General features: G+C 58.5%; 18 protein-coding genes and 1 tRNA gene. 7 read left to right on the top strand and 12 right to left on the bottom strand.

The window, feature by feature from the left end; genetic code table 11:
• The first annotated feature begins 56 nt into the window (after positions 1–56).
• Entirely contained in the window at positions 57–4,835 is a 4,779-nt protein-coding gene (locus tag ACM6JQ_RS06230; RefSeq protein ID WP_414893408.1) for an RHS repeat-associated core domain-containing protein, read from the top strand.
• The gene (locus ACM6JQ_RS06235; RefSeq protein ID WP_414893409.1) at positions 4,832–5,263 is read left to right on the top strand and encodes a DUF6896 domain-containing protein; all 432 of its coding nucleotides are present in this window, start codon (positions 4,832–4,834) and stop codon (positions 5,261–5,263) included. Before ACM6JQ_RS06230 ends, ACM6JQ_RS06235 begins: the two co-directional genes overlap by 4 nt.
• A gap of 145 nt (positions 5,264–5,408) precedes the next feature.
• Here the strand turns inward: ACM6JQ_RS06235 and ACM6JQ_RS06240 are convergent, their stop codons facing one another.
• From ACM6JQ_RS06240 to ACM6JQ_RS06255, 4 genes are all read right to left on the bottom strand, one after another.
• Entirely contained in the window at positions 5,409–5,576 is a 168-nt protein-coding gene (locus ACM6JQ_RS06240; RefSeq protein WP_007914082.1) for a hypothetical protein, read from the bottom strand.
• A gap of 122 nt (positions 5,577–5,698) precedes the next feature.
• On the bottom strand, positions 5,699–6,124 hold the full coding sequence (locus ACM6JQ_RS06245) for a glycine zipper domain-containing protein (protein ID WP_095124920.1): 426 nt from the start codon (positions 6,122–6,124) through the stop codon (positions 5,699–5,701).
• A 137-nt stretch (positions 6,125–6,261) separates the two neighbouring features.
• Complete coding sequence (locus tag ACM6JQ_RS06250; protein WP_007914079.1) at positions 6,262–6,633, bottom strand: glycine zipper domain-containing protein; 372 nt, start codon at positions 6,631–6,633, stop codon at positions 6,262–6,264.
• 323 nt (positions 6,634–6,956) lie between these two features.
• Positions 6,957–7,145, bottom strand: a complete 189-nt coding sequence (locus tag ACM6JQ_RS06255) for a hypothetical protein (protein ID WP_095114355.1) — start codon at positions 7,143–7,145, stop codon at positions 6,957–6,959.
• 240 nt (positions 7,146–7,385) lie between these two features.
• Here ACM6JQ_RS06255 and ACM6JQ_RS06260 point away from each other — a divergent pair, with 240 nt between their 5' ends.
• Positions 7,386–7,664 carry a hypothetical protein gene (locus tag ACM6JQ_RS06260; protein ID WP_007914077.1) on the top strand — a complete coding sequence of 93 codons (279 nt, stop codon included), beginning with the start codon at positions 7,386–7,388 and terminating at the stop codon, positions 7,662–7,664.
• Positions 7,665–7,724: 60 nt separating this feature from the next.
• Here the strand turns inward: ACM6JQ_RS06260 and ACM6JQ_RS06265 are convergent, their stop codons facing one another.
• Positions 7,725–8,045 (bottom strand): YbjQ family protein, encoded by a 321-nt coding sequence (locus ACM6JQ_RS06265; protein ID WP_007914076.1) that lies wholly within the window; start codon positions 8,043–8,045, stop codon positions 7,725–7,727.
• Positions 8,046–8,187: 142 nt separating this feature from the next.
• A tRNA-Ser gene (locus ACM6JQ_RS06270) sits at positions 8,188–8,277 on the bottom strand.
• Between the two features lie 295 nt (positions 8,278–8,572).
• Here ACM6JQ_RS06270 and ACM6JQ_RS06275 point away from each other — a divergent pair.
• The 3 genes from ACM6JQ_RS06275 (at position 8,573) to ACM6JQ_RS06285 (ending at position 11,307) form a co-directional block, all read left to right on the top strand.
• Positions 8,573–9,262 (top strand): crotonase/enoyl-CoA hydratase family protein, encoded by a 690-nt coding sequence (locus ACM6JQ_RS06275; RefSeq protein WP_007914074.1) that lies wholly within the window; start codon positions 8,573–8,575, stop codon positions 9,260–9,262.
• Between the two features lie 216 nt (positions 9,263–9,478).
• Complete coding sequence (locus ACM6JQ_RS06280; protein ID WP_095114354.1) at positions 9,479–10,201, top strand: lysophospholipid acyltransferase family protein; 723 nt, start codon at positions 9,479–9,481, stop codon at positions 10,199–10,201.
• A gap of 134 nt (positions 10,202–10,335) precedes the next feature.
• Positions 10,336–11,307, top strand: coding sequence for a magnesium and cobalt transport protein CorA (locus tag ACM6JQ_RS06285; RefSeq protein WP_007914072.1), 972 nt, complete (start codon positions 10,336–10,338; stop codon positions 11,305–11,307).
• A 108-nt stretch (positions 11,308–11,415) separates the two neighbouring features.
• Here ACM6JQ_RS06285 and ACM6JQ_RS06290 read toward each other — a convergent pair whose 3' ends face one another.
• From ACM6JQ_RS06290 to ACM6JQ_RS06300, 3 genes are all read right to left on the bottom strand, one after another.
• Positions 11,416–12,138, bottom strand: coding sequence for an amidotransferase (locus ACM6JQ_RS06290; protein ID WP_007914071.1), 723 nt, complete (start codon positions 12,136–12,138; stop codon positions 11,416–11,418).
• A gap of 92 nt (positions 12,139–12,230) precedes the next feature.
• Entirely contained in the window at positions 12,231–14,375 is a 2,145-nt protein-coding gene (locus tag ACM6JQ_RS06295) for a 3-hydroxyacyl-CoA dehydrogenase NAD-binding domain-containing protein (protein ID WP_414893410.1), read from the bottom strand.
• Positions 14,376–14,399: 24 nt separating this feature from the next.
• Positions 14,400–15,605, bottom strand: a complete 1,206-nt coding sequence (locus ACM6JQ_RS06300) for an acetyl-CoA C-acetyltransferase (RefSeq protein WP_007914069.1) — start codon at positions 15,603–15,605, stop codon at positions 14,400–14,402.
• A 585-nt stretch (positions 15,606–16,190) separates the two neighbouring features.
• Between ACM6JQ_RS06300 and ACM6JQ_RS06305 the strand changes: the two genes are divergently transcribed.
• Positions 16,191–17,012, top strand: a complete 822-nt coding sequence (locus ACM6JQ_RS06305; RefSeq protein ID WP_007914067.1) for a c-type cytochrome — start codon at positions 16,191–16,193, stop codon at positions 17,010–17,012.
• A gap of 119 nt (positions 17,013–17,131) precedes the next feature.
• Here the strand turns inward: ACM6JQ_RS06305 and ACM6JQ_RS06310 are convergent, their stop codons facing one another.
• From ACM6JQ_RS06310 to ACM6JQ_RS06320, 3 genes are read right to left on the bottom strand one after another with little or no spacing between them, the layout of a single operon-like run.
• Positions 17,132–17,935, bottom strand: a complete 804-nt coding sequence (locus tag ACM6JQ_RS06310; RefSeq protein WP_007914065.1) for a transglutaminase family protein — start codon at positions 17,933–17,935, stop codon at positions 17,132–17,134.
• Positions 17,932–18,882 (bottom strand): alpha-E domain-containing protein, encoded by a 951-nt coding sequence (locus tag ACM6JQ_RS06315; protein WP_007914063.1) that lies wholly within the window; start codon positions 18,880–18,882, stop codon positions 17,932–17,934. Before ACM6JQ_RS06315 ends, ACM6JQ_RS06310 begins: the two co-directional genes overlap by 4 nt.
• 12 nt (positions 18,883–18,894) lie before the next feature.
• Positions 18,895–20,304, bottom strand: a complete 1,410-nt coding sequence (locus ACM6JQ_RS06320; RefSeq protein ID WP_007914061.1) for a circularly permuted type 2 ATP-grasp protein — start codon at positions 20,302–20,304, stop codon at positions 18,895–18,897.
• Position 20,305: the final 1 nt, after the last annotated feature.

The raw sequence follows: 20,305 nt of genomic DNA on the forward strand, positions 1-20,305 counted from the left end.
CTGATTGATCCCCCGCAAAGTCCCCGCACCTTTTTGATGTGCGCGAGAGACTGCGAATGCTTCCAACCGATCGGCTTCTGGTCCTGAACAACAGCATCGGCCTGCTCGTTGTTGCTGCTTTGAATCCCGATGAGCCGGACTTCGAACACCTGATCCGCGAGTTTCACCTGTGTCTGAACCACTACGACGCTTGGGCCGAGCAGTTCTGGACCGGGACCGCGCTGGATGTCGAGCAGGTGTTTACTGTCGGCAACGACGTGCGCCTCAGCGCGCCGATCAAGTCGCGTCAGCCGCTCAGTTCATCGGTGGTCATGTGCCCGGCCAGCGGGGCGCTGACGCTGGTGCACATGTTCGACGCCGCGCGGTTTGTGCCGATTGGCGATACCCCGGTGACCCTCGAGCCGGTGCTTGCCGATGTCGGCGGCGTGCTGACTTTCGGCGAAGCGCTGCATTACACCATCGGCCCCAGCGGCATTCTGCAGGTGACCGACTGCGATCGGGGCCAGCGTTATCGCATCACCTTCTTTCCCGATGTTTCCACCGACCATGTGCGTGCTCTGTATGCCTCTTATCAAGGTGTCGTTGCAGGCCTGGAAGGCTGGCTGCGCGCTGAGTGGGCAGGGTTTCAACCACAGTGGACGGAGTTTTCCAGCGCCGGATTTCTTGAGCGTTACGGTCAGCTGCAACAGGCCGACTGGCGTGGATTCGAGAAAGCACTGAATGGTGTTTGGGATGACATCCGCCAGGTATTCGCCCTGCTCGCCGATTTGCAGGCCAACAGTGAAAAATTGCTGGAATACCTCAGCGAGGCCGAGCTTGAGGCGTTGTTGAATGCCTCCAGCGACGCCATTGCCAACGGTCTGCTGGTCCTCAGTGACGAACCGCTGCTGTTCATTCATCTGGCCGCGTTTACCAGTTGGTTGAAGATGCTCCCGCCGCAGTATCTGGCTGAAGTGGTGGCCGAGGTTCGGGCCGAACTGCTGATCGGTCTTCTGCTGACGTCGTTGTCGGGTGGCGTCGGCGTGCCACTGCGTTTGAGCAGCAAAGTGCTGGCGAAGATCAAGTCGCCCCGGGCTCGAGAGTGGTTGGCGGCATCCGCGTTGCGGTTGGCGGAACTGACTTCTGCGCCGGAGCTGAATAGACACGCGGGCGCGTTGAAGCCACTGATGTTTCACGCGCGTGACGTTGAGTTGAAACCGACACCGTCGATACCGCTGAACATTCGTCAGGCCGATTCGCTGGTGTTGACGGTGCCGAATCCGGCGCCTGTGGTGCGGGACAAGCCTGGCGCTTCGAGCCGAATGGAACGGCATGAGCCTCACGACGACTCGCCGGATCAGGCGAAAAACCCCAACGGCGACAGCGCCGATTGCGTGCCGCGCACCTGCACCAACGGCTGCCCGGTGTCGATGGTCACCGGTGAAGAACTGCTGACCCTGAGCGATGCGGTGCTCGATGGCGTGTTGCCGTTTGAGTTCACGCGGTTGTATCGCAGCAGTGCCGCCGAAATCGATGTCGGGTTGGGGTTTGGCTGGAGTCATTCGCTGGCGCATCGGCTGGAGTTTTTCGCTGATGAGGTGGTTTGGGTCGATCACGAAAACCGTCGTACCCGCTTTCCAGTGCCGAGCGTTGAACGACCGGCGATTCACAACAGCCTGTCGCGGGCGGCGATCTTTCTGGGGGATGAACCGGAAGAGCTGATCCTGGCGCTGGCCGGGGAAACGGCGCGGTTCTATCACTTTCGCGCAGGACGGCTGACGGCGATCAGCGATAGCTATGGCAACCGTCTGACGGTGCAGCGCGATCGCTCTGACCGGGTGCAGCGACTGGACAACGGCGCCGGGCGTTCGCTGTTGTTGCGCTATGACCGGGCGCAGTTGCTCGGTGTGGATTACCAGATGTTTCGCGACGGTGCCTGGAGCACTGAACAGGCGCTGGTCAGTTACCGCTACGACGCTTATCAACACCTGATCGAGGCCAGCAACGCCGTCGGTGACAGCGAGCGTTACGACTACGACGACGCTCACGTGATCCTGCAACGACAACTGGCGGGCGGCGCGAGCTTCTTCTGGGAGTGGGAACGGTCGGGCAAGGCTGCGCGTTGCGTGCGCCACTGGGCGTCGTTTTCGCAGATGGACACGCGTTACGTCTGGAACGACGACGGCAGTGTCGCAGTGCATTACGTCGATGGCACCGAAGAGACTTACGTCCACGATGATCGTGCGCGGCTGGTGAGTAAAGTCTCAGCGGATGGTGGCAAGCAGCTCAAGGCGTACGACTCTTCGGGGCGGTTGATCGCCGAACAGGATGCCTTGGGTGCGGTCACCGAATACCGCTACGACGAGGTCGGACGGCTGGTGGCGCTGATTCCGCCGGCTGACGCGCCAACGTCCTACGAGTATCGCAACGGTTTCCTGCATAAACGCTCTCGCGGTGACGCGGTGTGGATCTACCGGCGCAATGCCGAGGGCGATGTCACCGAAGCGGTCGATCCCGATGGTCAGGTTACCCATTACTACTACGACACTCGTGGCCAGTTGCTGTCGATCCGTTACCCGGACAGCAGCCGGCATCGGCTGGTCTGGAATGCCCTCGGCCAACTCATTGAAGAGACCTTGCCCGACGGCGGCGTGCGGCGTTTTTCCTACGACGCACTGGGGCGACGGACCACAACCGCCGACGAACACGGTGCGGTCACCCGTCAGCATTGGGATGCGGTTGGCCGACTGATCCAGACGACATTTCCTACCGGCAGCACCCGCGCCTACAGCTACGGCGCCTACGGTCAGGTCACTGCCGAGCGCGATGAACTCGGGCGCATCACCCGCTACGAATACGACGACGACCTGCACCTGGTCTCGCGGCGGATCAACCCCGACGGCACGCAGGTGCAGTACCGCTACGACCATGCGCAACTGCTGCTCACCGAGATTGAAAACGAGTCCGGGGAAAAGTACCGGCTGGATTACACGCCGACCGGGCTGATTCGCCAGGAAAGCGGTTTTGATGGTCGGCGCACGGCGTACGCCTATGACCTCAACGGCCATCTGCTGGAGAAGACCGAGTTCGGTGATGACGGCTCTTGTTTGCTTACCGCTTATGAGCGCGATGCTGCCGGGCGTCTTCTGGCCAAAACCCTGCCCGACGGCATCAAGGTCACCTACCAATACGACCGCCTCGGCCGTTTGATTGGGGTCGACGACGGCCAGCAACACCCGCTGGCCTTCGAGTACGACCGTCAGGACCGTTTGATCACCGAGCATCAAGGCTGGGGCTCCCTGCGTTACCGCTACGATGCCTGCGGCCAGCTCAAGCGCATGCGCCTGCCGGACGACAGCGTGCTCGACTACCGCCACGCCAAGGGTGGCGCGCTGACCGACATCGACCTCAACGGCACGCCGCTGACCCGTCATGTCTATCAGTCCGGACGCGAACGGCAACGCCAGCAGGGTTTGCTGCTCAGCGAATACACCTACGACGATCAAGGACGATTACTCGCCCACGCCGTAGGCCATCAGCGCGATGCGTTGTTCCGCCGCGATTATGCCTACAACGCCAACGGCAATCTCGCGCACATCGCCGACAGCCGCCACGGCCAACGCACCTACGGCTACGACGCCCTCGACCGCCTCATCCGCGTACGCCACTCACGTGACGAACTGCCGGAATCCTTCGCCCACGACCCGGCCGGCAACCTGCTGATGCAGGACCGCCCCGGCCCGAGCCAGATCAAGGGCAACCGCCTGCTGATGCAGGGCGACCGCCACTACGACTACGACGCCTTCGGCAACCTGATCCGCGAACGTCGCGGCCGCGCGCAGACTCTCGTCACTGAATACCGCTACGACAGCCAGCACCGCCTGATCGGCCTGACCCGCCCCGACGGCCAAACCGCCAGCTACCGCTACGACGCCTTCGGCCGGCGCATCAGTAAAACCGTCGGCGGCGAGACCACCGAGTTCTTCTGGCAGGGCGACCATCTCGTCGCCGAAAGCAGCGAAAACGAATACCGCAGCTACGTCTACGAACCCGGCACCTTCCGCCCGCTCGCCCTGCTCGACGGCAAAGGCCCGAAAAAGGCCTGCCCGTTCTACTACCAACTCGACCACCTCGGCACCCCGCAGGAACTCACCGACTACAGCGGCGACATCGTCTGGTCCGCGCAATACGACGCCTACGGCAAAATCGCCGCACTGACCCTGGCTGGCGAGGACTACCTGAACCAGCCGCTGCGCTTTCAGGGACAGTACTTCGATGCGGAAAGTGGGCTGCATTACAACCGGCACCGGTACTACGACCCGAGGCTGGGGCGGTATCTGACGCCGGATCCGATCAAGTTGGCCGGTGGGCTGAATCAGTACCAGTACGTGCCGAATCCGACGGGGTGGGTGGATCCGTTGGGGTTGAACTCCAACTGCCCGCCGCCGAATAAGCCTGGGTGTGAGGTGCCGGGTGGGGTTGCTGGGGCTAAGGTAGATGAGGGTGAGCCACAATTACCGGGCTTGATTCATGGCGTTGACCCACATTCAGTGAAGCGAACGCACGCAATTATGGGGAAAAAATCAACTAAACACGTCGAAAAAATAAGGGATGCAATGCGAGCAGATGGGTACGACATGAACTATCCCATAGATGTAGCGGAACATCAGGGCACCCTCTATATTCTAGATGGGCATCACCGTGCAGCGGCTGCAAAACAAACAGCTACTCCTATAACTATAAAATTGATCACAAACATCAGAGAACACAAAGGAGAACTTAATACCATCGAAGAAGTAATTGAATCAGCTGAAAATGTCGGACACGACCGATTGGAGCATCACAGAAGAAGATGAACACAGACGATAAAAATCTTGAGGATCTAATAAATGACTTTCTTTCAAAAGTAGACTACGGCACGGAGTTACTACTAAAAAAATTCGGCACTCGAAATATTTTAAGACTTTGGCGGAGCAAGCAAATCGAACGTTGCGGTGAAATAACTAATGGAATTCAATATGAACTGCACGGCGTAGGGTGCGCCATTCATTTCCCATCAGAATCAGTGGACTTCGACTATGGATCGGACAACAGAATCGACGGCTTTGATGTGTGGCGCCTCTACATTTACGCTAGCGACAGGCCATCTAAATACAAAAAATACTGCGATAAAAAAATAGTTGAAGAGGAGTTTAAAGAATACATCTCATCAGGCCGAATAGAAAAAATGTCGCCATCAGACAACCTTTATATACGCGTCAACCATGCTTTAACTGCGAAATAACAAAAAATTAACGGCGACCTCTTCCGCTCCAACATTTTTACCAACGTTAACTTTCGCAAGCAAACCAATCAGAATCAAGGGGCCTGAAGTATAGGCCCCGGATATTTAAATTCAGTGCGCTGCCATGCTCGACTCTCAAGACAGCTTATTGCTCATCCTCATCCTCTTCATACTCCATATCCGCCTCATCCGAATCATTCAGCGGCACCGTCGCATCATCCATCAGCGACCCCGGATCCTCATTCCCCGGATCATTGATAAACGGCAATCCACTCGAACCTTTCTCTTCCTTGCCCTCAGTTTCGGGAGTCATGGCAAACCTCATCATCTCGTGGCGTGTATGACGTTCGAAAAGCCCCACAGCCAATCGTTCCGAAGTCTGACGAGCAAATACAAAAAACCCGGCAAAATGCCGGGTTTCCGTTTAACCATCCATCAATGATGGCGGTTTTTATGTTTGTTCTTGTTCTTGTGCTTGTGGCCACCACCCGAATGAGATCCGCCATCATCACCGAGGTTATTGCCGACCGCACCACCGGCCGCGCCGCCCAACCCAGCGCCAATGGTCGAACCGGTCGAGCCGCCGAGGCTGTTGCCGACGACCGAGCCGCCCGCCGCGCCGAGACCACCGCCAATGGCGGCTTCGGTTCGATTGCGTTTGTTCGCCCCGACGGCACTGCCGGCCGCGCCGCCAACGCCTGCACCTACCGCTGCGCCAGTACTGCCACCGAGTTGTCCACCGACCACATTGCCGAGCGCGCCGCCCAGGCCGCCACCCACAGCGGCGGTGCCATCACCAGCGGCCATCGCCCCTTGTGCTACCAGCAAACCGAAAAACAGTGCAGATAATGACAAGCGCATATGAACCTCACAGTTCCCGAAGCGGGACAGTCCGCCCAGACATGGGCCTATGTGAGATTGGAGACGCAAACGGGGAAAACGTTCAGCCATGAAAAAGCCCGACATCGAGCCGGGCTTTTTCTGATAAACGATCAGTCTCAGTGACGCTTGTGTCCTTTGGACAAGTTGCTGCCCACTGCGCCGCCAGCCGCGCCACCCAAGCCTGCACCAATGGTCGCGCCGGTCTTGCCGCCCAGGCTGTTGCCGATCACCGAACCACCGGCTGCACCGACACCGCCGCCAATCGCCGCTTTGGTGCGGCTACCCTTGCGCGCCGCCACTGCGCTGCCCGCCGCGCCTGCTACGCCAGCACCAATGGCCGCGCCAGTGCTGCCGCCCATTTTCTGGCCGACGACATTACCCAGCGCGCCACCCAAACCACCGCCCAGCGCCGCAGTGCCATCACCGGCAGCCATTGCACCTTGAGCAACCAGAAGCCCCAGAACCAGAGCGGGCAGTGTTAAACGCATGACGTAAACCTCAAAATAGGGATGACAAAAAGGGCCGGGATTTAATGCCGTCGCCGCGCAAAAGTCCAGACGAAATCAGAGGCTTCGCGCACATGGCGCCGATTGGACAGCGATTCCGCAAAAGGTTTTATGACAGGCAAAAAAAAGCCCGCTGGGGAGACGGGCTGGAGACTTGCTTTCTAACGGATGGCTTCACCCTACTGCGGCAGACGTGAAAAGTTTGTGAAAGCAAATTGATTTTTGCCGCCATCGAATGTAAGAAATTTCTTCAAACGCACAGTCATAAAAAACCCCGATCGATGACGGGGTTATTCAGACAAAGATTATTTTCTGGCTCGCGTGGTGACCTTGGGGAGAAATTTCGCCTTCGGTCCCTTGGGTGCCGTGGATTTGATCTTGCCGATCTGCACTGGATCTTCGCCAAATCCAGACTGATACTCAGTCTGGCCGCACCGTACGCAGTTGTTGAAGGAAAATTCAGCGCCATCGTCTTCGATATACGGATCAGTCATATCTTCGCCCCTTCGCAACAGATCGACACCGGCAAAACCCGTTTTGCCTGAAAAATATCGACCTCCAATGCTTTTGAGACTAGTTGGTCACTCTTGGACTTGTGATTCAGATTAGCTGGCGCCCGACGAGTGGCCTCAAAAAAATTAAACTCGACCACGAACCGCTGGTCTTGCTTTGCTAAAGAATTCTGCCGACAGGCCGTTGCCCTTTTTCATACAAATGAATCTCAAGGAGAGAACATGCAAATCAACGGATTCCCGAATCTACCCGTCGTAAAGCTCACGGACGAACAAATCGCTGCCGGCAAAGCCGGGGGTGAACTGCTCAAGGACAAGATCGCTTCCGGTGAAATCACCATCAAGTATCCGGACAAGCCGATTCTGCAGCCTGGTGTCATTTACCATCCAAGCGAGCCAGCGCAACCGAGCCAACCTTCGGACACGCCTACTCTTGTCGCCATCGACACACCACTGACCTACGACTCGAGAGGCACCGTAATCCTCAAGCCACAGGGCTGATGGCGTAGAAAAAGAGCCCATCCATTATCTGGACGGGCTCACATGACCAGCGATCGACATTCAGCGCAATTTCACCGCCGTCCCCGTCGCAAACACCACAACCATCCCGCCCTTCCCGCCAGGCATGCTGATCTCGAAGTCCACCCCGACCACTGCATCCGCCTGCAAAGCACGCGCCCTCTCCCTGATTTCTTCGGTGGCCTGAACACGCGCCTCCTTCAAAGCCCGCTCTAGCGTCTGCGAACGTCCGCCGAAAAAATCGCGCATACCGGCGAACATGTCACGAATCACATTGACGCCCTGCACCGACTCGGCACTGACAATGTCCAGGTATGCCGTGATTTGCCGACCTTCAATGGTATGAGTGGTGGAAATGATCATGGATGTCGTCCCTATACGGAGGAATAAATTCGCGATTGTAATGGCTCAAAGCGGACTTCACGCCGCTGCCAATAAAATCCAGACGCCAGAAACCACAAAACCCCTGACTTCTTTCGAAATCAGGGGTTTTGTGTACTGAATGTGGCGGTGAAGGAGAGATTCGAACTCTCGATACAGTTTCCTGTATACACACTTTCCAGGCGTGCTCCTTAAGCCACTCGGACACTTCACCGTATCTCTTCAAACATGTTCTGTCTGTCGAGGCGCGCTAATGTAGTCGAAAGCTTTTGCGATGGCAAACTTTTTTTCAGAATTTTCATGCGGTTAAGAGAAAAAGTCGTTTTGCCCGCTGGCAGCCCATGGCAAACCGGCCAATCTTCGGTGGGCGCGGCCCTTCTATATAGAAGCAGAACGCCTCGCCACGCTGGACGGGCCGGGAAACGGTGACTGGCGGGTCAGTCACGGCGCTTTACCTGGCCTGCGGCGGTGGGTAACGTCTGCCCATCTTTCTTACAAGGAATAGCGTCATGAGTGAGTTGATTTCCTACCACCTCGAAGACGGTATCGCGACCCTGACTTTGAGCAACGGCAAGGTCAATGCCATTTCTCCGGACGTGATTGCGGCATTCAACGCGGCGCTGGATCAGGCGGTAACTGATCGTGCCATCGTGATCATTACCGGTCAGCCGGGGATTCTGTCCGGCGGCTATGACCTGAAAGTGATGACTGCCGGCCCTAAAGAGGCGGTGGCACTGGTAACTGCGGGGTCGACGTTGGCGCGTCGCCTGCTCTCCCACCCGTTTCCGGTGATCGTCGCTTGCCCGGGTCATGCCGTGGCAAAGGGCGCTTTCATTCTGTTGTCTGCCGATTACCGTATCGGTGTCGACGGACCGTTCAGCATCGGTCTGAACGAAGTGCAGATCGGTATGACCATGCACCACGCCGGTATCGAACTGGCGCGTGATCGTCTGCGTCGCTCGGCGTTCCACCGCTCGGTGATCAACGGCGAGATGTTCGATCCGCAAAGCGCTGTAGATGCCGGTTTCCTCGACAAGGTGGTTGCCGCCGAGGAGCTGCAAGCTGCCGCCCTCGCCGCTGCGCGTCAGTTGAAGAAGATCAACATGCTCGCGCACAAGAATACCAAGTTGAAAGTACGCAAGGCGCTGCTGGAAACCCTGGATAACGCGATCATCCAGGATCAGGAACACCTGGGTTAACCACCCGTTTATCTCTTCAAGAAAAGCCCGACCGTCGTGTCGGGCTTTTTCTTGCACGCCTGGTTTAAAAGTCTGCGGCCGCTCTAGGACAGGTCTGACCCTCCATTCGGAAACATGCGCTTAAACATCGGCTATCTCCGGACTCTATAGTGGCAATTGCCGAAAACAGTGCACATCCGTACACTGCGCCACCTTTTGTCCCGGTGGGGCCTGAAAATGCTGTTCGTGTTTCGTATGTTATTGATGGGCCTGCACTTTATTCTGGCCGGCGTGCTCGGAGTGATTCTCGGGATCTGCCGCCCGTTCAATCCGGACAACAGCCGACTGTGCGCCCGCCTCTACGCGCTGCCGGCAATGTGTATTTTGCGTTTACGGGTGAAGTCCGATGTCAGTGGATTGATGAACAAACCTGACAGCTGCGTGATCATCGCCAACCATCAGTCCAACTATGACTTGTTCGTGTTCGGCAACGTAGTGCCGCGTCGAACCGTGTGCATTGGCAAGAAGAGCCTCAAGTGGGTTCCGTTGTTCGGGCAATTGTTCTGGTTGGCCGGCAATGTGTTGATCGACCGTGGCAATGCGCACAAGGCGCGCCAGTCGATGCTCACCACTACCAATACCTTGCAGAACGAAGACACCTCGATCTGGGTGTTCCCGGAAGGCACGCGCAATCTCGGCGAAGAATTGCTGCCCTTCAAAAAAGGCGCGTTCCAGATGGCGATTGCCGCCGGTGTGCCGATCGTTCCGGTTTGCGTCAGCAGCTACATCAAGCACATGCGCCTGAATCGCTGGCGCAGCGGGAAAATCCTCATACGCTCGCTGCCGGCGATTCCTACAGTCGGATTGACCATGGACGACATGCCCATGCTCATCCATCAGTGCCGCGAGCAGATGCGCGAGTGCATTGAATCGATGGACCGGCAACTGCAAGCCGCCTAAGAAGACAACCCGCCCTGTGCGGGTTTTCTTTTGCCCGGTGAACTGTACAGATTTCACTGACTCTCAAGCAGCGACACGGCTAAGCTGAAGCCTTGTATTCCCTGCCACCTGCCAAGAAGAAGTGAATCACCACCATGGGTCGAGTTGTTGCTGCTGCGGTATACAGCGCAGGCAAGAAAGTCACCAATATTACCCTCGACGAAGGCGCCGCCTGGGCCGCGAAAACCGGTCACTTTGTCTGGATCGGTCTGGAAGAGCCGGACGCTCAGGAGCTGTCCAATCTGCAACGTCAGTTCAACCTGCACGAACTGGCCATTGAAGACGCCCTGGAAAAACACAGTCGGCCGAAGCTGGAAACCTTTGGCGACGCTTTGTTTATCGTCACCTACTCGCCCATCCGCGAACACGGCGTTCTGCAGTTCATCGAAACGCACATCTTTGCCGGCAAGGGCTACATCATCACGGCACGTAACGGTCACTCGGCGTCCTACGCCCATGTCCGCCAACGTTGTGAGGCACGCCCGCTCTTGCTGGAACACGGGGAAGATTTCGTACTGTATGCGCTGCTCGATTTCGTCATCGAGAACTACCAACCGGTGGGCGAAGCCATTCATGCCGAAATCGATGAACTGGAACGCAACGTGTTGTGTAGCGCGTTGAACGAGCGTGACATCCAGAAGCTGCATGGCTTGCGCCGCGATGTCGTGCGCCTGCGCCGGTACGCGGCGCCGATGGTGGAAATTGGCGAGGAACTGCAGAAGCTGAGCTTCCCGTTTATCGACAAGAACATGCGCCCGTACTTCCGCGATGTGCAGATCCACGTAACCCGGCAGATGGAAGACCTGAGCACACTGGCCGATATCGCTAGCCAGACCATCGAGATCGGTGTGTTGCTCGAGGCTTCAAGGCAAAGCGTGGTGCAGCGCAAGTTTGCTGCCTGGGCGGCGATTCTGGCGTTTCCGACGGCAGTGGCGGGGATTTACGGGATGAACTTCCAGAACATGCCGGAACTGAGTTGGCACTATGGCTACTTCGGTGTGCTGGGGTTTATTACGGTGGGATGCGTGAGTTTGTGGGCGAGCTTCAAGAAGTCCGGGTGGTTGTAGAGCGGACCGAGTTGTCTGGAACATTCGCGAGCAGGCTCGCTCCCGCATTGATCGGTGGCGCACCGAAAATCTGATGTGGGAGCGAGCCTGCTCGCGAAGCTTTTGGCCTTAGACAGTTTCTGGCTTGTGCGCGACAAACCGCATCATCCATTCCGCAACCGTAGCGCCATGGTGTTCCTGCTCCAGACTGGCTACGCCTTTGCTGTAGATCTGCGAACCCAACGCTTCCTGACGCAGATCCAGCAGCGCACGCGAGTAATCGTGGATGAATTCCGGGTGGCCCTGGAAGCACAACACCTGATCGTTGATGTGGTAAGCCGCAAACGGGCAAAAATCGCTGGAAGCAATCACCGTGGCGTTTTCCGGCAGCGCTGTGACCTGATCCTGGTGGCTGATCAGCAGTGTCAGTTCCTCACGCACCGGGCTCATCCACGGCGCCTTGGCCGCGAGTTTGTAGTTATGGGTGCCGACACCCCAACCTTGCGTGGCGCGCTCACTCTTGCCGCCGAGCAGCAGCGCCAGCAGTTGATGGCCGAAGCACACGCCGAGCAGTTTGTCGCCGCGCTCGTAACGCGTCAGCAGGTATTGCTTGAGGGTCTGAATCCACGGATCAGTGCCGAACGAATCGGCCTTGCTGCCGGTGACCAGATACGCGTCGAACGTCTGGTCGTCGCTCGGGTATTGGCCCTGCATCACGTTGTAGACGGTGAACTCGGCGGCAATCGGTTGCTGCGAGAACAGGCGCTGAAACATCTGCCCGTAACCCTGATATTGATCGACCAGTTCCGGACGCAGGATGTCGGTTTCCAGAATGCAGATGCGTAGCGACATAAAAAATACCTGACACGTGATGGGAATAATGAACACCCCAGAGCCTGCCCTGAAACACCTTGGCAAGGCAAGTCCTGGAATGCTCGTTGCCGTTAGAACATTTCACCTTTCGCTGCTTTATCCAGCAGCAGCGCGGGCGGCGCAAAACGCTCGCCATATTGCTCAGCCAGATACTGCGCGCGAGCGACGAAATCTTTCACCCCGTATTGGTTGATGAACTGCAACGCACCGCCGGTCCACGGCGCAAACCCGATACCGAAAATCGAGCCGACGTTGGCATCCGCTGTCGAGGTCAGCACGCCCTCTTCCACACAGCGCACGGTTTCAATGGCTTGTACAAATAGCAGCCGATCACGCACATCCTTGGGCGAAATCTGCCCGTCGGTTTTCTCGAATCGCGTCTTCAGTTCGGGCCACAAATGTTTCTGTGCACCGCTTGGGTAATCGTAAAAACCGCCACCCGCCGCTTTGCCCGGACGCTTGTATTCGTTGAGCAGCAAGTCAATCACGGCAAAGGCCGGGTGCTCAATCAGCGGTTTCCCTTCTGCCTGTAGGTCCTTGGCTGTTTGCTGACGGATATGGCTCATCAGGCTGAGGGAAACTTCGTCAGAGATCGCCAGAGGTCCGACCGGCATCCCGGCTTTGCGCGCTTCGGTCTCGATCATCGGCGCACTCACGCCCTCGCCGACCATGGCAATACCTTCGTTGGTGAAGGTGCCGAACACCCGCGAAGTGAAGAAGCCGCGACTGTCGTTGACGACGATCGGGGTTTTCTTGATTTGCACAACGAAATCGAAACCGCGCGCGAGGGTTTCATCGCTGGTCTGCGCGCCCTTGATGATTTCCACCAGCGGCATTTTTTCCACCGGACTGAAGAAGTGCAGGCCGATGAATTTGCTTTGATCCGGTACGGCAGCCGCCAGACCGGTGATCGGCAACGTCGACGTGTTGGAGGCGATGACCGCTTCGGCGCCAACAACTCGCTGGGCTGCAGCAGAGACCCTGGCCTTGAGGTCGCGGTCTTCGAACACCGCTTCGATGATCAGATCGCAACCCGCGAGGTCGGCATCATTTTCGGACGGCTTGATCCGCGCCAACACCTCATCACGCTTTGAAGCATCCATCTGTCCGCGAGAGACTTTCTTGTCCAGCAACGCGGCAGAGTGTGCTTTACCTTTTTCGGCAGCAGCCAGATTGACGTCCTTGAGCACCACTTCAATACCCGCCGAAGCACTGACAAACGCAATACCCGCGCCCATCATTCCTGCGCCAAGCACGCCGAGCTTCTGCGTCTTGTAAGGCGCAAAGCCCTGCGGCCGCGAACCACCGGCGTTGATCTCATTGAGTTGAAACCAGAACGTGCCGATCAGGTTTTTCGAAATCTGCCCGGTGGTCAGTTCGGTGAAGTAACGGGTTTCGATCAAGTGCGCGGTATCAAAATCGACTTGAGCGCCCTCCACCGCCGCGCAGAGGATCTTTTCCGGCGCCGGCATCGTCCCTTGAGTCTTGCTGCGCAAAATCGACGGTGCAATTGCCAGCATCTGCGCGACTTTCGGGTTCGACGGCGTGCCGCCCGGAATCTGATAACCCTTCACGTCCCATCGCTGCACCGCTGTCGGGTTGGCCACGATCCAGGCTCGTGCTTTGGCCTGCAACTCATCGCGATCCGCTGCGAGTTCATCGATCAGCCCCGCCTGCAATGCCTGTTGCGGCCGCACCTTCTTGCCTTCAAGCAAATAAGGCAGCGCTTTCTCGATGCCGAGCATGCGCACCATGCGCACTACCCCGCCGCCGCCCGGCAACAGGCCGAGGGTTACTTCCGGCAGACCGAGTTGCACCGATGCATCCTCCAAAGCCACGCGGTGATGACAGGCAAGGCAGATTTCCCAACCACCGCCCAGCGCCGCACCGTTGATCGCCGCAACCACCGGTTTGCCGAGGGTTTCCAGGGTGCGCAACTGCGCTTTGAGGGTCAGCACCATGTCATAGAAGGCTTTGGCTTCAGGCTTGCCGACCTTGATCAGTTCGTTGAGGTCACCGCCGGCAAAGAAGGTTTTCTTCGCCGAGGTTATGATGACCCCGGCAATCTGGTCTTTTTCAGTCACCAAGCGTGCAACGCAGGCAGCCATGGCCTCACGGTACACGGCGTTCATGGTATTGGCGCTCTGGCCCGGCATGTCGATGGTCAGCACGACGATGGCGTCCTGGCCTTTTTCGTAACGGATGGCTTCGCTCATAACAAGGTTCCTTGAATTCGGGGCTCAGAGGCGTTCGATGATGGTGGCAATGCCCATGCCGCCGCCGACGCACAGCGTCGCCAGGCCATAGCGCAGGCGCCGCGCTTCCAGTTCATCGAGCAGCGTTCCGAGGATCGCGCAACCGGTGGCGCCCAGCGGATGACCCATGGCGATCGAGCCGCCGTTGACGTTGACCTTGTCCGGGTCGACGGCCATGTCCTTGATGAACTTCAGCACCACCGAGGCAAACGCCTCGTTGACCTCGAACAGGTCGATGTCTTCAACGCGCAACCCGGCCTTGGCCAGTGCCTTGCGCGTCGCCGGTGCCGGGCCGGTGAGCATGATGGTCGGATCAGTGCTGGTGACCGCCGTGGCGACAATGCGCGCCCGGGGTTGCAACCCCAGCGCCCGGCCTTTGGCTTCGGAGCCGATCAGCATCAGTGCAGCACCGTCGACGATCCCGGAGCTGTTGCCCGGTGTATGTACATGATTGATTCGTTCGACATGGCTGTAGACCCGCAACGCCGTGGCGTCGAAACCCATCTGGCCGATCATTTCAAAACTCGGCTTGAGCTTGCCCAAGCCTTCAAGGGTCGATTCAGCGCGGATGAACTCATCGTGGTCGAGCAGGATGATGCCGTTCTGATCCTGCACCGACACCAACGACTTGTTGAACGAACCGTCAGCCCGCGCCCGTGCGGCTTTCTGCTGCGAGTGCAGCGCGTAGGCATCGACGTCGTGACGACTGAAACCCTCAAGCGTAGCGATCAGGTCGGCACCGACGCCTTGCGGAGTGAAATGACTGTGCAGATTAGTCTGCGGATCGAGCGCCCAGGCGCCGCCGTCGCTGCCCATCGGCACCCGCGACATCGACTCGACACCGCCGACCACCACCAGATCTTCGAAACCCGAGCGTACTTTCATCGCGCCGAGGTTGACCGCTTCCAGGCCCGAGGCGCAAAAGCGGTTGATCTGCACACCGGCAACGCTGACATCCCAATCGGCCACTTGCACAGCGGTTTTGGCAATGTCCGAGCCTTGATCGCCAATCGGCGTGACGCAGCCGAGCACCACGTCATCGACCTGACTGGTATCGAGCGAGGTGCGTTCTTGCAGCGCGGTCAGCAGACCGGCAACCAGATTCACCGGTTTGACGCTGTGCAAGGCGCCATCGGCCTTGCCTCTGCCACGGGGCGTGCGTAACGCATCGAATATCAAAGCTTGGGTCATGACGTCCTCGAACCTGTGCGGGGAGTGATTGCTTGTGTCCCCACTCTTGGCCCGAGCGGCCATGGATTCAATGACCACAGTGCTCAATGCGCTTGACCCACACGCTCAGACGGACGGTCATTAACTGTCAGGTGAACCGGTTCAGGTCGGCGAGTTGTCTAGCCAGCGGGCGGCAAAGAAGCTGGCAATAAGCCTCATGCCTTTTTTATCGCACATGGCAAGCGCTCCATATGAAATGGATCTAAGCCAAGCGTGACGTGGCCCCTAATGTAGAACATGTACGTCATGGTCGTCGGGTTTTGCCGAGGCAGACGTTCTTCAACAGGAAGTGCAGCGCTTGCCGTCATGGATATGCAGGCACGCATCAGGAAATAACAATAAAGGCGGTCAAGCCATGTTCAAGCAACCGAAAGTTCGTCAAGCAGGGCTCATTCTTTTCGCCACGACGCTGTTGTTGATTTTGCCGAATCTGACCAAGGTCATCGGCTGAATCGAGCGGCAGGTGCTGTTTATCGCCACTGAAAATGTGACTGGCCCGCTACCCGGGCCAGCGTGGCTGTGCCAACCTTGGCGCACTCCCACGACATGGACGGCGATCATTTGAAAGCGCTTATTGTGTTCGGGGCCATGCTGCTGAGCATGCCCTTGTCTGCCGCACAGTTGGATCTGCAACTGGGCGCAAGCAGCCGCACCTGGCAGACCGAGGCATTGCTCAAGCATCCTCAGGTACAAACCCTCACCATCAAAAACGATGTGTCCTACAAGAAGGACATGACCTATCGCGCCGTGCCCGTGGCTGCGCTGCTGACCGGGATCAAACCGCAAGATCACCTGCAAGCGGTGGCACTGGACGGCTTTGCCGCCGAGTTGGCTGCAGCGCCGCTGCTCAATTCAAAAGGCGCACGGGCCTGGCTGGCCATTGAGGATCCGGCTCAGCCCTGGCCAGCGCTGTCTGAGGGCAAGCACAGCGCCGGGCCGTTCTATCTGGTCTGGACCGATCCGCAGGCCGGCAATATCAGCCCGGAGCAATGGCCATTCCAGGTCGCGAGCATCAAGCGCATGGCACCCGTGGCCGAACGCTTCCCGGCCCTGCTACCGGATCCTGCGTTGAAGGCGAATGACCCGGTGAATCTGGGGTTTGCGCTGTTTCAGAAGAACTGTCTGGCGTGTCACCGGTTAAACGGCGCGGGGGACGCGCAATTCGGGCCGGACCTGAACATTCCGTATAACCCGACCGAGTATTTCGGCGTGGATTTCTTGAAGCGTTACATTCGCGATCCGCAGAGTCTGCGGCAGTGGCCGCAGGCGAAGATGCCGGGGTTTTCGGTAGAGGTTTTGCCGGAGGGGGATTTGGAAATGCTTGTGGGGTATCTCCAGCACATGGCCGGACGCAAAGTTAAGCCCTGAGCACATTTCCTTGTAGGAGTGAGCCTGCTCGCGATAGCGGAGTGTCAGACACTGATAATTCAACTGTCAGACCGCTATCGCGAGCAGGCTCACTCCTACAAGGGTTTTGTGTGAGCCCGTTACTGTTGCTGGACGGAGATGATCGGCGTCGGCGAGACGAACACCTTCGCATGCATCTGCTCACACCCACCGCCACGGCGCATGCCGCGTACCGGGCAGGCATCCAGATAATCCAGGCCCACCGCCAGCTTCAAATGCCGTTCCGGCCGCGCCAGCTCATTGGTCACGTCAAAGCTGTACCAGGCGTCATCCAGCCATGCTTCCGCCCAGGCATGGCTGGCCAGATGCTCGCAATCCTCGCTGTACAGATACCCCGACACATAACGCGACGGAATCCCGAGACTGCGCGCGCAGGCCAAAAATGCGTGAGCGTGATCCTGACAAACCCCGGCACGCCCGGCGAAAGCTTCCGCCGCGCTGGTGTCTACTTCGGTCGAACCGGGCGTGTAGGTCATGTGCTGATTCAAACCGTGCATCAAATCAATCAGCGCCGTGCGATCGCGCCGTTGCTTGCAGGACTTTTCGGCAAACGCGCGCAAGGCCTCGTCCGCCTCGGTCAACCGGGTAAAACGCAGAAACGGCAACGCCGACTGGCTCTCATGCTCCGCCTCGCGCAGCTCATCGATATCGACCTGCCCGCGCGCGCCGATGATGATCGCTTCGTGCGGCTCGTCCATGGTCAGCACGTGCAGAATATTGCCGAACGGATCGAGCTGCGCGCGCACCGGGCGCGGCAGATCGAGTTGCCAGCTCAACACGTGCTGACGCTCGCTGTCGTGGGGGGTCAGTCGCAGGTACTGGATGCTCGCCCGCACCTGATCTTCGTAGTGATAGGTGGTTTCGTGGCTAATGGAAAGTCTCATGCAGCCTCCAGGTAGGAACTGTGAATGGCGTTACCCAACTGGCGCACCAGCGGGATGAATTCGGTCAGCCAGGCGTGCAGGCCTTCCTCGAGAATTTCGTTGATGCCGGTGTAGCGCAGGCGCGCATCCATCTCTGCCGCCAGACGTTGAGCCGGACGGCCATTGGCGCCGGGCAGTTGCGCGAGGATCTGATCGATCTCTTCGGTGCAGGCACGCAGTGAACGCGGTACGTCGGCACGCAACAGCAGCAACTCGGCGACATGTCTGGCGCCCGGCGCATCGCGGTAGATTTCGGTGTAGGCCTCGAATGACGACAAGGCACGCAGCAAGGCACTCCACTGGTAATAGGCGTGGGCCGTGCCGTCGCTAACCGCTTCGGCCTGATCGCCAGCCATTTCGTAACGGGCATCGAGCAGTCGCAAGGTGTTGTCCGCACGCTCGATAAACGTCCCGAGACGAATAAAACGAAACGCATCGTTGCGCATGATTGTGCCGTAGGACGCACCACGGAACAGGTGCGAACGTTCCTTGATCCACTCGCAGAAACGGCTCATGCCATAGCGACTGAGACCCTGTTCGGCGATTCCGCGAATCTCCAGCCACGTCGCATTGATGTTCTCCCACATGTCCGCCGTGATGCGTCCGCGAACCGCGTGTGCACTGGCTCGCGCCGCACCGAGGCAACTGTAGATGCTCGCCGGATTGGCCGCATCGAGGGCGAAGAAGTGCAGCAGCCGTTCGGCATGCAACGCGCCGTGACGCTCCAGGTAATCGTCGAGGGTGCCGGTAATCAGCAGCGGCATGGCCAATTCGTGCAGACCATCACCGCGACCGTCCTGCGGCATCAGCGACAGCGAATAACTGATGTCGAGCATCCGTGCGAGGTTTTCCGCCCGCTCCAGGTAACGCGACATCCAATACAGATCCGAGGCAGTTCTACTTAACATGGCAAGCTTCCTTCAATCCTCGACCACCCAGGTGTCCTTGGTACCGCCGCCCTGGGAGGAATTCACCACCAGGGAGCCTTCACGCAGTGCCACACGGGTCAAACCACCGGGCACCACGCGGGTTTCGCGCCCGGACAAGACAAACGGGCGCAAGTCGATATGGCGCGGCGCAATGCCGTTTTCGACAAAGGTCGGACAGGTCGACAGCGACAGCGTCGGTTGCGCGATATACGCATGGGGCTTGGCCTTGATGCGTTCGCGGAAGGCATCGATTTCCGCTTTCGTCGATGCCGGCCCCACCAACATCCCGTACCCGCCGGACCCCTGAGTTTCCTTGACCACCAGATCTGGAAGATTGGCCAGCACATGGGAAAGTTCAGATGGGTTGCGGCACTGCCAGGTCGGCACGTTCTTCAGGATCGGCTCTTCATCGAGGTAGAAACGGATCATGTCGGTGACAAACGGGTACACCGATTTGTCGTCCGCCACACCGGTGCCGATGGCGTTGGCCAGCACCACGTTGCCAGAGCGATAGGACGACAGCAGCCCCGGTACGCCGAGCATCGAGTCGGGATTGAACGCCAGCGGATCGAGGAACGCGTCGTCGAGGCGGCGGTAGATCACGTCCACCGCTTTCGGGCCGTCGGTGGTGCGCATGAAGACCTTGTCGTCACGCACAAACAGGTCCGCACCCTCGACCAGTTCAACGCCCATTTCCCGCGCGAGAAACGCGTGCTCGAAGAATGCACTGTTGAAGCGCCCCGGTGTCAGCACCACCACGCTTGGGTCATCAATCGGGCTGGAGCTTTTAAGGGTGTCGAGCAACAGGTTCGGGTAATGATCGATCGGTGCGATGCGCTGGGCGGCGAACAGCTCCGGGAACAGGCGCATCATCATCTTGCGGTCTTCGAGCATGTAGCTGACGCCGCTCGGCGTACGCAGGTTGTCTTCGAGCACGTAATAGGTGCCGTCGCCGTCGCGCACCAGATCGACGCCGGAGATGTGCGAATAGATATCGCGGTGCAGATCCAGGCCTTGCATCGCCAACTGGTATTGCTCGTTGGCCAGCACCTGTTCGGCGGGAATGATCCCGGCCTTGATAATGCGCTGCTCGTGATAGAGGTCGGCGAGGAACATGTTCAACGCCTTGACCCGCTGGATGCAGCCGCGCTCGACGATCCGCCACTCACTGGCAGGGATGCTGCGCGGGATGGTGTCGAAAGGAATCAGGCGCTCAGTGCCCTGCTCGTCGCCATAGAGCGTGAAGGTGATGCCGGCGCGATGGAACAGCAGATCGGCCTCGCGTCGCCGCTGGGCCAGCAGTTCGTCTGGCGTATCGGCCAGCCAGCGGGCGAACTCCCGATAATGCGGGCGAACCTGGCCGCCGGCATCGTACATCTCATCAAAATAGGTGCGGATCATG

The organism is Pseudomonas sp. IT-232MI5 (assembly GCF_949767845.1).
Lineage (GTDB): Bacteria > Pseudomonadota > Gammaproteobacteria > Pseudomonadales > Pseudomonadaceae > Aquipseudomonas.